Genomic DNA, 12482 nt, shown 5'->3' on the forward strand with positions numbered 1-12482 from the left:
CTATAACGACATGAAAGGCGCATTTTTCGATGAACCTGTGCGCTTCATGGAGGGTGCCCCATGGACCCGACTGCGAACATGCTGTTCTCGCCGATCCGCATCGGTAAGCTGGAACTGCCGGCGCGGCTGTTCAAGACCGCGACCGCCGAAACGCGGGCCAGCGCGGACGGTTTCGTCACTGATGCGGTGCTGGATTTCTACGAGCCGATGGCAAAGGCGGGCACGCCGCTGATCATTACCGGCAACATCTACATCAGCCGCCAGGCCAAATCCGCGCCCTTCCAGCTCGGTGTTGACGACGATGACAAGATTCCGGGCCTGGCCCGTCTCGTTGGCGCGGTGCATGCGCACGGCGCGAGAATGTTTGCGCAGCTTAACCATTGCGGACGCCAGGTGGTGCCGGACTTCGTAGGGGCGCGGGACGTGGTGTCGGCGTCGGGCGTCAAGGACCTGCTGACCGGTACCCGCCCGCGGGAGATGAGCGTGCCGGAGATCCACCGCATCATCGAGGATTTCGCCGATGCCGCGGCGCGCTGCCAGCGGGCCGGCTTCGACGGGGTGCAGATGCATTCGGCCAACGGGTACCTCCTCAGCCAGTTCCTCACCCCCTACACCAATCGCCGCGGCGATGCGTACGGCGGCACGCTGGAGGCGCGTACCCGCTTCGGGCGCGAGATCCTGCGGGCCATCCGCGCCCGGGTCGGTCCCGATTTTCCGGTGATCATGAAAATGAACGGCTCCGATTGGTTGCCGCTGCGCGACGGGCTGAAGACCCCTGAGCTGGTCGAGGTGGCCTGCATCATGGAAAGGGAAGGGGTCGATGCGGTCGAGATCTCGGTGGGCCACTACGAGAGCGGCTTCCCGATGGTGCGGGGCACCTTCGGCCGTTGCCTGCGGCACATGATCCGCGGCAGCATGGCGCACCTGCCGCCGCTGCGCCGAAACCTGATGCGCGTGTTCCGCCCGCTGGTGACCCTCGCCAGCAACCTGCTGTGGAGCCGACGCGAAGGCTTCAACCTGGACTACGCACGGGCGTTCAAGGCGCGGCTGAAGATACCGGTGATCTGCGTGGGCGGTTTCCGCACCCGCGCGGCCATGGAGCGTGCGCTGCGCGATGGACTCTGCGACGCCTGTTCGGCCGGTCGTCCGTTCATAGCCGATCCCTACTTCTTCGAGCACATCCGGGACCGCACGCCGGGGCCACGCTGCGTCGACTGCAATGGCTGCGTCGGTCATCTCGGCGCACAACCGGCCGACTGCTACCATCCGGCCGTGCGTGCCGAAAAGGACGCGATGATGGCGCGCCGATCAGATGGTTGAGCCGACGAATCGATAAGCGCAGGGGCGTTGGTAGCAGGCGGGCGGCCGCGCCCAGGCCGGCTTGCATCCTGGGCGCGATGCGCTGACGCAGCCTGGGTGGGGTAAACATGCCCGAACTCGAAGGGTTATGATCGTCGAGCCCTGCTACCCGGTTGCACTTGTTCCCAAGGATTCGACCCTTGGCTCCCTCATGTGTCGTGTTGCGCGCCTCCATGGTCACGCAGTGATTCACCTGCCTGCCGCGAACTTATCCTGAGCTCGACCGTTTGAGATGATGACTCCGGACGATCCCCCCAAGCCACCCTCGACGCTCGCCCCGCTGCGCGACCCGGTGTTCCGCATGCTGTGGCTGGCCTGGCTGGCGGCCAACGTCACGATGTGGATGAACGATGTCGCATCGGCCTGGCTCATGACCACGCTGACCGACAGCGTCGTCATGGTGGCGCTGGTGCAGGCGGCTTCAACGCTGCCGGTCTTCGTGCTCGGCCTGCCCAGCGGCGCGCTGGCCGACATCGTCGACCGGCGGCGCTATTTTGCGGTGACCCAGCTGTGGGTGGCGGCGGTGGCGCTGATCCTCAGCACGCTGGCCTTTGTCGGCGGCCTCAATGCGCCGCTGCTGCTGGCGCTGACCTTTGCCAACGGCATCGGCATGGCGATGCGCTGGCCGGTGTTCGCGGCGATCGTCCCCGAGGTGGTGCCGCGCAACGACCTTTCCGCGGCGCTGGCGCTCAACGGCATCGCCATGAACATGTCTCGCATCGTAGGCCCCGTGGTGGCCGGCATGCTGCTCGCCAGCTTCGGCAGCCAGTACGTGTTCCTGCTCAACGCGCTGCTGTCCGCGACGGCCTTCGTGATCATCCTGCGCTGGCGCTCGCAACCCAAGGCCAGTGCGCTGCCGGGCGAGCGCTTCTTCGGCGCGATGCGGGTCGGACTGCAGCATGTGCTGCAGTCGCCGCGGATGCGGGTGGTGCTGCTGCGCATCTTCTGTTTCTTCCTGCAATCGAGTTCGCTGCTCGCGCTGCTGCCGCTGATCGCCCGCCGGCTCGAAGGCGGCGCCACCACCTTCACCGCGCTGCTGGCGGCGATGGGTGCCGGCGCGGTGGTCACCGCGCTGTTTCTGCCGCGCCTGCGTCGCGGCATCTCGCGCGATGGCTTCGTCGCCTGGGGCACCGGCGTGCATGCGGTGGCGGCACTGCTGACGGCCTTGGCGCCGAATATCTGGCTGGCCATGCCGGCCTCGGCGCTGGCCGGCATGGCCTGGATCGCCACAGCCAACTCGCTCACCCTCGCCGCACAGCTGGCGCTGCCCAACTGGGTGCGCGCGCGTGGCATGTCGATCTACCAGATGGCGTTGATGGGTGGCAGCGCGGTGGGCGCGGCGCTGTGGGGGTATGTGGCGAGCGCAAGCTCGGTGCCGCTGAGCATCGCGGTGGCGGCGGTGCTCGGCCCGCTGGCGCTGCTGCTGACACGCCGCCTGAGCGTCGATGGCGGGCTCGATACCGATCACACGCCGGTGCGCCCCTCGGCGAGGGCGCCCGAGCCGGTGATCGACATCGCCCCTGACGAAGGTCCGGTGATGGTCACCGTCGAATACCACATCGACCCGGCCCGCGCGGCCGGTTTCAACGCGGTGATGCAGGAGACCCGCCGCGCGCGACTGCGCCAGGGCGCGCTCTCGTGGGGGCTGTTCCGCGACACCACCGTGCCGGGCCGCTACATCGAGTATTTCCTCGACGAGAACTGGATCGAGCATCAACGCCGGCTGGAACGCTTCACCGCATCCGACGCCGGCCTGCGCGAGCGCCGCCGGGCCTTCCACAGGCTGGACGAAGAGCCACGCGTGCAGCGTTATGTCGGCGAGCCGATGGTCGCCGCGCGGGCCGCGCCCGCGGCGGGCACCGACGAGCCCGCCGCGTGAGCGCGCCGCCGCGCTACCTCGCCGGCTATCCGCCTGCGCTGGTCGAACAGGTCAGCAGCCTGATGGCGCAGGATCGCCTCGCCGAAGTCCTGCTGCGCAAATACCCGCATGCCCACGCGGTACGCACCGACCGTGCGCTGTACGACTACGTGCTGGCGCTCAAGAACGAGTACCTGCGCAGCGCGGGGCCGCTCAGCAAGGTGATGTTCGACAGCAAGCTGCATGACATCCGCCAGGCGCTCGGCACCCACACCAGCATCTCGCGGGTGCAGGGCGCCCGGCTCAAGACCAAGCGCGAGATCCGCGTTGCGGCGGTGTTCCGCGAGATGCCTGAGGAATTTCTGCGCATGATCGTGGTGCACGAGCTCGCCCACATCAAGGAGCGCGAGCACGACAAGGCCTTCTACCAGCTGTGCCGGCACATGGAGCCGGACTACCATCAGTTGGAGTTCGACCTGCGCGCCTACATGTGCCATCTCGAGGCCACCGGACGCGCGTTGTGGGCGTAGGGGGATGCTGCGGCGTGCCTTGGTGACCGGCGTGGGGCGATCCCATCGCTGTGGTGTGCATGGTCGACGGCCGTTCTGGATACCGGCCTTCGCCGGTATGACGGAATCAAACGTGGGTGGCTTTCCTGAGTCTGATGCCGCCACGATCGCGACAGGCCCGAAACACGGTCACCGTGAGGGCCACCCGCCCGTCATTCCGGCGCAGGCCGGAATCCAGAAACCACGTCCGGTGCGGTTCCATGCGTCGAGCCGGGTATCGGCCTTCGCCGGTATGACGGGATCAAACGCGGGTGGCTTTCCGGAGTCTAATGCCGCCACGATCGCGACAGGCCCGAAACACGGTTACGGTGAGCGCCACCCGCCCGTCATTCCGGCGCAGGCCGGAATCCAGAAACCACGTCCGTTGCGGCTCCATGCGTCGCACCGGGTATCGGCCTGCGCCGGTACGACGGATCCGGCCGCGGCCGACATTCTTTGCTGCGACGCGATCTGCACCGCGCTGCTGCAGTATGGGTGGCAGTCCGGCCAGCCGCCTCAGTCCTCCAGCACCCTCACCCGCAGCGCCTTGCCCTTCACCTTGCCGGCCGACAGCCGTCGCACCGCGTCGCGGGCGATGTCGCGGCTCACCGCGACGTAGCTGGACTGGTCCATCACGGTGATCTTGCCGACCTGCTCGCGGCCGAAGCCGGCCGCGCCGGTGAGTGCGCCGAGGATGTCGCCGGGGCGGATCTTGTCCTTGCGCCCGCCCATGATCTGCAGCGTCGTCATGGCCGGCAGCAGCGGGCCGTCGTCGGCAATCTCCAGCGCTGCGAGGTCGTGCCACTCGGGCTCGAAGCCCATCATCTGCGCGATGTTCACCACCCGGCGCTTGTCCGGCTGGCTACACAGGCTGAGCGCCCAGCCGGCCTCGTCGCCGCGTCCGGTGCGGCCGATGCGATGGACGTGGACCTCGGGGTCGGGGGTCACGTCGACGTTGATCACCGCTTCGAGGCGCTCGATGTCGAGGCCGCGTGCGGCCACGTCGGTGGCCACCAGTACCGGGCAACTGCGGTTGGCAAAGCGGATCAGCACCTGGTCACGCTCGCGCTGGTCGAGTTCGCCGTTGAGGGTGAGTGCCGCAATGCCGTGAGCGTGCAGCACCTCCACCAGGTCGCGGCATTGCTGGCGGGTATTGCAGAAGGCCAGCGTGCTGGCCGGCCGGTAGTGCTTTAGCAGCGTTGCCACCGCCTCGAGGCGCGCCGCATGCTCGATCTCGTAGAAGCGCTGGCGGATCTTGCTCTCGGCGTGCTGCTCGAGCAGCTTCACCTCCCGCGGCTGGCGCAGGAATTCGCCCGCCAGCCGGGCGATCCCTTCGGGATAGGTGGCGGAGAACAGCAGGGTCTGGCGCTGCGCCGGACAGCGTCGCGCGACGAAGGCGATGTCGTCATGGAAGCCCATGTCGAGCATGCGGTCGGCCTCGTCGAGCACCAGCGAATCGAGCGCGTCGAGCTTCAGGCTGCCACGCTCGAGGTGGTCCATGAGCCGCCCCGGCGTGCCGACAACGATGTGCGCGCCGTGCTCGAGGCTCGCCATCTGCGGCTTCATCGGCGCCCCGCCGCACAGCGACAGCACCTTGATGTTGTCGGCGAAGCGCGCCAGTCGGCGGATCTCCTTGCTCACCTGGTCGGCGAGCTCGCGGGTGGGGCACAGCACCATGGCTTGCACTGCGAAGCGGCGCGGGTCCAGCCGGCACAGCATCGGCAAGGCAAAGGCTGCGGTCTTGCCGCTGCCGGTCTTGGCCTGGGCGATGAGGTCGTGACCGGCCAGCGCCAGCGGCAGACTGGCGGCCTGGATTGGCGTCATCGTGCGGTATTCGAGCTGACGCAGGTTGTCGAGCAGGGCGGTGGGTAGCGGCAGGGTGTCGAAAGGAATCGAGGCAGCGGGATCTGCGGCCGGGGACGGGGCGGGGGTGATTTCGGTCATGCCGGATTATCCCGCCTGCCGGCGCTTTCGAGGCAAGGAATCTGCGAGAGGGCGGGTGTGATCTTTGCGCGGCCTGCGCCGACCCGGACTTCGATGGCGGCGGTGCCCGGTGAGAACCCCGCCGGGCGCTGCGGATCAGCGGCGATTTCGTGCGGGTTTCGACCTTTTGCCGCGCCGGGGCGCGTGCCGGTCAGCGGGTCCGCCGGCGCATCCCGAAAGGCCGCCATGCAGCCGGGCGTTTCTTGTCGTCGGCAGCAGGCTTGGGCTTGGGCATCAGCAGGTTCTTGCCGGCGCCGCTGCCGGCGTCCTTGTGGGCCGCCATGGCTTCGGCGAGCTGTGCTTCGCCGATGACGATGGCGGGCTGCGGGGCTTCGGTGGTGTGGGTGGACAGGTCGTCCTTGATGCTGAAGATCTTGGCGGCGAGGCCGCCCTTCTTCGGCACCGCCGCCATGATCTTCTGCGCTTCGGGGCCGAGCGTGTAGCCGCCGTCGCGCTCGAGGATCAGGCCGTCTTCGGAGAGGTGGGCGAACGCTTCGCGCAGGCGTAGCTCCGGACCGATTTCGGTCTGCAAGAAGTCGAACGCCGCGATGATTTCGACCAGTTCGGCAGGCCGTCGCTTGGAGGCAAGCGTGGTGGCAAGCAGGAGAAGTGCATCGATATCACGTACGTGTCGCATTGAATGGCCTGTGTTCCCGTCACGCGGCAGGAAGTGTCGATGGATCCGGACGCCGCAGCGAGGGTGTCGCCGGCCGGTGCCCGCAGCGCGAGGGGGCAAGTGTAACGCCTTGCGCCCCGATTCCGCGTGGTGCTAATGCCACCGGCCCGGGGCCGGCGGGTTTGGCAAGGACTCAGAGCGGCAGTTCGTCGAAGGCTGCGTAGGTGTTCTTCAGCCAAGTCTTGACCCGCTGACGCTCGAGCAGGCCAAGCGCCTCGGGACGGTCGCGCAGATTGATTGCGGCCCAGAAGCTGGTGTTCTGGCGGTCGATCTTGCGCATGCTGGATTCGTGCAGCTGGGGCACGCTGATGACCCGGGCGCCCAGTCCGCGCGCGGTCTCCAGGGCCGCGGAGGCATCGAGTTCGGAGAAATCGGAGCCGCGGCCGAAATTCTTGACGATGATGTAATTGGGGCCGGCACCGTACTGCTCGATGAGTCCGTCGAGCAGGTCGACCGAGTCCTTGCCCGCGTCGGCCACATGCCAGAAGTTCACTGTAATGCCCATCTCGTCGAGCAGGCTCAGCAGGTCGGAGTCCTTGATCCAGCCGGCGAGCGGGGCGGCGGTCTGGGCAGCGAGGTCGACGATCACGCTGGTCTGTGCGTCGTCAGCGGATTCCTCTTCGAAGCAGGCGGCGATCTGGTCGAGTCCCTCGTAGCTGTCGACCACCACCGGCGACGCGTAGTCGGCGTAGAAGCGGGTGAAGGAGTTGTGGGAGCGATCGGTGTCGAAGCCGACGAAAGGCTTCTGTTTGTCGATGAAGTACTGGGCCAGAGCCCGTGCCACGACGGATTTGCCGACGCCGCCCTTCTCGCCGCCGATGAAATTGATGGAGCTCATGTGCTTGTCCTGTTGGCTGTTGGCGCCGATCCGGGCCGGTTGAAAGGTGCTAAGTCGGGAGCAAGAACCATGCGCGTTGGCTTGCATCCAGCAGGAATTATCCCCCGTGTCGCCAGATCCGGCCACGATACCGGCACTTCGGATGCCAGGTTTCCTCCCTGGCGTTGCGGGTCACCACCCTTCGCGCACGGCCGGTTTGTGCACCATGATGGTGCGCGCTGCACCGATGCTTAACCGCGAACCATCGACATGATCTGGTTGGCGTTGAGCGTGGCGGCCTTCTGCGTCATCTCCGGCATGTAGCGCGTCTGCATCTCCTTTGCCTGCCCGAGCATGCCGTCGAAGCTCTCCTTGAGCAGTGCGCTGCTCATCTGCCTGCCGCCGACGTAATAGCGTTTGGCGACTTGGCCGAGGGCATAGGTGGTGGCAAACGAGAAAGCCATGCCGGTCGCGGCGCGGCCCGCGCTGCGCCCCAGTCCGCCCGCGACCTTGCCGAACAGGCCACCGAGCAGTTTGCGCCCGAACTGTTCCAGATATTGCGAGGTGAGGCCTACGCCGAGGGTCGCCAGCAGCTCGCGGATGTGGCCCTGATCGAGTTCGTGGCCGCAGGCTTGGCCGATGCGATAGACCATCTTCATCTGCAGCGGAATGATCGCCATCGACGCCCACGACTGCGGTAGCAGCTCGAGGGCGCCATTGAGGATCGCGTAGTTGAGGATGCTGCGGTCCAGTGCGGCTTCGTCTGGACGCGCAGGCGGGGGCGAAGTCGCGGGTGTGAGTTGTGCCGGCGCGGCGGCTTCCAGCAGTCCGGCCATGTCTTCCGCCTGTGCCACCAGCGGCGAGGTGGTGGCGCTGTCAAGCCGCAGCGCTGTGGCGAGCTGCGCGAGGAATGCCCGTTCGGCGTCCTTGAGCTGACCGTCCGCATCACACACGCCGACCGCCATCTCATAGGCCAGCTGGCGGTGGTCGGGATCGTCGAGCGCGGTGGCGGCGTGCTCGAGACCGAAGCGCTTGAGCAGCACCTGCTGATAGAGGTCCTGCAGATCGGGTGTGCCGTCGCCGTCGCCGAGCGAGACGGCGAGGCGGCGGATCCGCTCGCGTTCGCGCTCGTCGTTGGCGCCGTCGGCAAAGGCGGCGAGCAATGCGATGCCGAGGATGGCCTGTTGCTGTTGCGGGTTCATCGTGGCTCCTGCTTGGAATGTCGATCGGGTGGTGCCGGCCACGCAATGGAGCGGGCCGGCGGGTGAAGGGTTCCCGACGATTCTGGCAGTTCGGCCTGAACCCGCGATGAACGCGGCGGCATCGGTCCCGAAATGACGGCGCAGCGCCACCGCATGGTTGAAGCCGGCATACGCCGCCCGTCGAGTCCGCTTTCGCAATGGCGCGCGGTTCTTACAGGTGTTGTTGCGATGCAACATAATTGTTGACATGCCGCATCATCCTCGTATAATTCGCCCCATGCTGCACTGCAACATAAAGACGCGAGGAAGTGATGTCTGATGTTTCAGTGCCTGATTTTGAAACCACATCGAGGAATGAGACCATGACCAAATTCGCTGCTCCCGAGCAACTCGTCGCCGCTGGCAAAGCCAATATCGAAACCATGCTGAGCCAGGCCAATTCGGCCTTCGTCAAGGCCGAGCGTCTGACCGCGCTGAACCTCAACACCGCCCGTTCGGTGCTGGAAGACGGTGTTGCCAACGCCAAGGCCGTGCTGGCCGCCAAAGACCCGCAGGAACTGCTCAAGCTGCAGGCCGGCCTTACCCAGCCGATGGTCGAGAAGGCTGTTGCCTATGCCCGCAGCGTGTATGAAATCGCTTCCGAAGGTCAGGACGAGTTCACCAAGGTCTTCGAGGCTCAGCTGGCCGAACTGAACAAGTTCTTCGTGACCTCGCTCGACCAGGCTGCCAAGTCCGCACCGGCCGGTTCCGAGCCGATCTTCGCCGCTGCCAAGCAGGCAATCGCTACCGCGAACAACGCCTACGACAGCATGACCAAGGCCGCCAAGCAGGTTTCCGACCTGGCCGAAGCCAACGTTGCCGCTGCAACCAAGGCGCCCGCCAAGACGACCCGCGCTCGCAAGGCCAGCTAAGCTGCCCGAATCGTTCCGGACGGAGCCTTCCGTCCGGGCCTGAATGCCGCACGGTCTTCGATCGGGCGGCATTTTTCCGGATATTCATACTGCGGTGAAGCGTTCCCCGAAGGGGCGCCGTTTCATGGATCCACGCACCGCAGGGTTGCCAGTTCGCACTTGTGCGACAGGCGATTCGAGACCCGTCGCCCGGCGGGACAGTCTCATGCCCGAAGGCTTGCCAGCGGCAGCCTTTGGCACATGTGCTTGCCCCGGGGCCGGACGAGGAGGAACACATGAAACAGGCGAATCACGATCACCGTCGCGTCGACCAGTCGGGCGGCGCGTTCCTGAACCTGACCTATGCTGCCGTGCTGGCCGCCGGGATTGCCGCACTGGCCATGATCGGTACCGATTCGCGCGAGCCCGAACCCGTGCTCGCGACGGTATCGCAGAGCGCGGTTGAGGCGCAGGCCGTTGCCGATTCTTCCGGCTTGATGAAGAAGGTCCGCAAGGCGGTCAAGCTTGCCGTTGCGCCCAAGCACGCGCAACCGACAAGCGAACTCACCGCGGTCGGCGGCGATCTCAGCGTCGAGATGGCACGAGTCCGCGACTGGGTGGCGAGCCGCTACCGGGTGTCGTCCGACGGCCTCGAGCCAGCCCTCGTGGCGGCCGAAGAGGCGGCCCGCAGCCGGGGCTTCGACCCGTTGCTGATCGTCGCGATCATGGCCGTCGAGTCGAGTTTCAATCCGCGTGCGGTCAGTCACGTAGGTGCCCAGGGGCTCATGCAGGTCATGCCGCGCTATCACCAGGACAAGCTGGGTGCGCGGCGCGGCAAGAAGAATGCGCTCTTCGATCCCACCCTCAACGTCCACGTCGGTACCCAGGTGCTGCAGGAAGGACTGACCCGCTACGGCAGTCTTCCGCGCGCGCTCCAGTACTACAACGGATCGCTGGGTGACCGCTCGCAGCGTTATGCCCGCAAGGTCATGGCGGTGAAGCGGCGGCTGGTTTCCGTTGCCACCAGCGCTGAGGCGACGCCCAACGGCTGATCCCGCTTCGCGTCGCGATCCGCGGCGCGGCAGACACGCGCCGGCCACCTTCAGGCGGCGCTTTCCACCTCGATCTCTTCCGACACCTCGAGCCAGCGTTCTTCCTGCGCGTCGAGGTCGGCCTGGATGGCCTGAAGCTCGAGTCCCAGCGCGCCGATCTCCTGCGGCGGCAGCGGCGTCGCAAGGCGCGCCTCGAGCGCGTGCTTCTTCGTCTGCAGGTCGAGAATGCGCTGCTCGAGCTTGCCCAGATCGCGCCTGAGTGTCTTTAGCCGGTCGCTGATCTTCTTGTTGGCCACCGGCGCGGCTTGCACCGGCACCGGCGTCTCTTCGCGGGTCGCCTTGAGCGACTCCTTGAGATCCTCGCGCGCGCGCCGCGCCTCGTCGAGCAGATAGCGCTGGTAGTCGTCGAGGTCGCCGTCGAAGGGTTCGATGCCGCCGCGCGATACCAGCCAGAACTCGTCGCATACCGAGCGCAGCAGTGAGCGGTCGTGGCTGACCAGCATCACCGTGCCCTCGAACTCGTTGAGCGCCACCGCCAGCGCCTCGCGAGTGGCGAGATCGAGGTGGTTGGTCGGCTCGTCGAGCAGCAGCAGGTTAGGGCGCTGCCAGACGATCATGCACAGCACCAGCCGCGCCTTCTCCCCGCCGCTCATGGTGCCGACCGGCTGCTTGACCATGTCACCACTGAAATTGAAGGTGCCGAGGAAGGTGCGCAAGTCCTGCTCGCGGCCGCTCTGCCCCGCGGGCAGGCCGGCGCGAGCCATGTTCACCATGTGCTCGAGCGGATTCTCCAGCGGTCGCAGCACGTCGAGTTCCTGCTGCGCGAAGTAGCCGATGTTCAGACCCTTGCCTTCGAGCACCGTGCCGCCGGTCGGCTTGAGCGTGCGCGCGATCGTCTTGACGAGGGTCGACTTACCCTGGCCGTTGGCACCGAGGATGCCGATCCGTTGGCCCGCCATCACCGACTTGTTCACGTTGCGCACGATCACGGTGGGCGCGTTGCCGGCCGGTGCGTCCGCGGGTGGCGGATAACCGAAACTGGCGTTCTCCATGACCAGCATCGGATTCGGCAGGTTGGGCGGCTCCTTGAACTCGAAGGTGAAATCGGCGCTGGCCAGCACCGGCGCGAGCCGCTCCATGCGGTCAAGCGCCTTGACACGGCTCTGCGCCTGCTTGGCCTTGCTGGCCTTGGCCTTGAAGCGGGCGATGAACTTCTGCAGGTGGGCGATCTTGTCCTGCTGCTTGGCGTAGGCGTTCTGCTGCAGCTCAAGCTGCATCGCGCGGGTGTCTTCGAAGGTGCTGTAGTTGCCGCCGTAGCGGGTCAGCCGGCCGTTCTCGATGTGCAGCGTGACGTTGGTGATCGCGTCGAGGAACTCGCGGTCGTGGCTGATCACCACCAGGGTGCCGGCGTAACGCTTGAGCCACGACTCGAGCCACACCAGGGCGTCGAGGTCGAGGTGGTTGGTGGGTTCGTCGAGCAGCAGCAGGTCGGACGGGCACATCAGCGCACGCGCCAGCTGCAGGCGCATGCGCCAGCCGCCCGAGAAGCTGTTGACCGGGTTGCACAGCTCGGTGGTCTTGAAGCCGAGGCCGAGGATCAGTGCCTGTGCGCGGGCCTGGGCGTCGTGGGCGCCGGCGTCGTGCAGTGCCATGTAGGCGTAGGCCATGCGCTCTCCGTCGTCTGCGGCTTCGGCGGCGTGGACTTCCTTCTGTGCGGCGACCAGCGCCACGTCGCCCTCGATGACGAAATCGGTGGCCGACTGGTCGGTCTCGGGCATGTCCTGCGCCACCTGGGCCATGCGCCACTGGGCCGGCATGCTGAAATCGCCGGCGTCTTCGTGAAGGTTGCCGTTGAGCAGCGCGAACAGGGTGGATTTTCCGGCGCCGTTGCGGCCCACCAGGCCCACCTTCTCGCCGGGGTTGAGGCTGACCGAAGCGCCGTCGAGCAACACCTTGGCGCTGCGACGCAGGGTGACGTTCCTGAGGGTGATCATGCGGGCGAAACTCCAGTGACTTGTCCCGCAACGGCGTGCAGCAGGAAGGGTTCGGGGTGCCTCGGCCGACGGGACGTCGAGCCGGGCGATATTGTCCCGCAAC

The 12482-nt window shown here is 66.6% G+C and carries 10 protein-coding genes; 5 read left to right on the forward strand and 5 right to left on the reverse strand.

Features of this window, described 5'->3' with window-relative positions:
* Positions 1 to 60 precede the first annotated feature (60 nt).
* The 3 genes from GQB03_RS05170 (at position 61) to GQB03_RS05180 (ending at position 3747) form a co-directional block, all read left to right on the forward strand.
* Positions 61 to 1320 (forward strand): oxidoreductase, encoded by a 1260-nt coding sequence (locus tag GQB03_RS05170; RefSeq protein WP_200832115.1) that lies wholly within the window; start codon positions 61 to 63, stop codon positions 1318 to 1320.
* A gap of 271 nt (positions 1321 to 1591) precedes the next feature.
* Positions 1592 to 3238, forward strand: coding sequence for an MFS transporter (locus tag GQB03_RS05175; protein ID WP_235026955.1), 1647 nt, complete (start codon positions 1592 to 1594; stop codon positions 3236 to 3238).
* Positions 3235 to 3747: a YgjP-like metallopeptidase domain-containing protein gene (locus GQB03_RS05180; protein WP_235026956.1), complete on the forward strand. Its 513-nt coding sequence runs from the start codon at positions 3235 to 3237 to the stop codon at positions 3745 to 3747. The genes GQB03_RS05175 and GQB03_RS05180 overlap by 4 nt, the downstream gene beginning before the upstream one ends.
* 534 nt (positions 3748 to 4281) lie before the next feature.
* Here GQB03_RS05180 and dbpA read toward each other — a convergent pair.
* From dbpA to GQB03_RS05200, 4 genes are all read right to left on the reverse strand, one after another.
* Complete coding sequence (gene dbpA / locus GQB03_RS05185; protein WP_159685573.1) at positions 4282 to 5709, reverse strand: ATP-dependent RNA helicase DbpA; 1428 nt, start codon at positions 5707 to 5709, stop codon at positions 4282 to 4284.
* Between the two features lie 190 nt (positions 5710 to 5899).
* Positions 5900 to 6385, reverse strand: coding sequence for a hypothetical protein (locus GQB03_RS05190; protein WP_159685578.1), 486 nt, complete (start codon positions 6383 to 6385; stop codon positions 5900 to 5902).
* A 172-nt stretch (positions 6386 to 6557) separates the two neighbouring features.
* Positions 6558 to 7262 carry a nucleotide-binding protein gene (locus GQB03_RS05195; protein ID WP_159685582.1) on the reverse strand — a complete coding sequence of 235 codons (705 nt, stop codon included), beginning with the start codon at positions 7260 to 7262 and terminating at the stop codon, positions 6558 to 6560.
* A 230-nt stretch (positions 7263 to 7492) separates the two neighbouring features.
* On the reverse strand, positions 7493 to 8692 hold the full coding sequence (locus GQB03_RS05200; RefSeq protein WP_407644531.1) for a YcjF family protein: 1200 nt from the start codon (positions 8690 to 8692) through the stop codon (positions 7493 to 7495).
* A 113-nt stretch (positions 8693 to 8805) separates the two neighbouring features.
* On the opposite strand from GQB03_RS05200, the gene GQB03_RS05205 reads away from it, so the two are divergent.
* Complete coding sequence (locus GQB03_RS05205) at positions 8806 to 9354, forward strand: phasin family protein (RefSeq protein ID WP_159685592.1); 549 nt, start codon at positions 8806 to 8808, stop codon at positions 9352 to 9354.
* A 275-nt stretch (positions 9355 to 9629) separates the two neighbouring features.
* On the forward strand, positions 9630 to 10385 hold the full coding sequence (locus GQB03_RS05210; protein WP_159685597.1) for a transglycosylase SLT domain-containing protein: 756 nt from the start codon (positions 9630 to 9632) through the stop codon (positions 10383 to 10385).
* Between the two features lie 50 nt (positions 10386 to 10435).
* On the opposite strand, the gene GQB03_RS05215 is transcribed toward GQB03_RS05210, so the two are convergent.
* Positions 10436 to 12379: an ABC-F family ATP-binding cassette domain-containing protein gene (locus tag GQB03_RS05215; RefSeq protein ID WP_159685602.1), complete on the reverse strand. Its 1944-nt coding sequence runs from the start codon at positions 12377 to 12379 to the stop codon at positions 10436 to 10438.
* Between the last annotated feature and the right edge of the window lie 103 nt (positions 12380 to 12482).

This window comes from Cognatazoarcus halotolerans (assembly GCF_009800965.1).
Taxonomy (GTDB): Bacteria; Pseudomonadota; Gammaproteobacteria; order Burkholderiales; family Rhodocyclaceae; genus Cognatazoarcus; species Cognatazoarcus halotolerans.

What these genes read in the sequence shown, in the direction of transcription:
- GQB03_RS05175 (WP_235026955.1), top strand. Translation starts at nt 1,592, where the DNA reads ATGATGACTCCGGACGATCCCCCCAAGCCACCCTCGACGCTCGCCCCG.
- dbpA (WP_159685573.1), bottom strand. Translation starts at nt 5,709, where the DNA reads ATGACCGAAATCACCCCCGCCCCGTCCCCGGCCGCAGATCCCGCTGCC.
- GQB03_RS05210 (WP_159685597.1), top strand. Translation starts at nt 9,630, where the DNA reads ATGAAACAGGCGAATCACGATCACCGTCGCGTCGACCAGTCGGGCGGC.
- GQB03_RS05170 (WP_200832115.1), top strand. Translation starts at nt 61, where the DNA reads ATGGACCCGACTGCGAACATGCTGTTCTCGCCGATCCGCATCGGTAAG.
- GQB03_RS05215 (WP_159685602.1), bottom strand. Translation starts at nt 12,379, where the DNA reads ATGATCACCCTCAGGAACGTCACCCTGCGTCGCAGCGCCAAGGTGTTG.
- GQB03_RS05200 (WP_407644531.1), bottom strand. Translation starts at nt 8,692, where the DNA reads ATGTCAACAATTATGTTGCATCGCAACAACACCTGTAAGAACCGCGCG.
- GQB03_RS05195 (WP_159685582.1), bottom strand. Translation starts at nt 7,262, where the DNA reads ATGAGCTCCATCAATTTCATCGGCGGCGAGAAGGGCGGCGTCGGCAAA.
- GQB03_RS05190 (WP_159685578.1), bottom strand. Translation starts at nt 6,385, where the DNA reads ATGCGACACGTACGTGATATCGATGCACTTCTCCTGCTTGCCACCACG.
- GQB03_RS05205 (WP_159685592.1), top strand. Translation starts at nt 8,806, where the DNA reads ATGACCAAATTCGCTGCTCCCGAGCAACTCGTCGCCGCTGGCAAAGCC.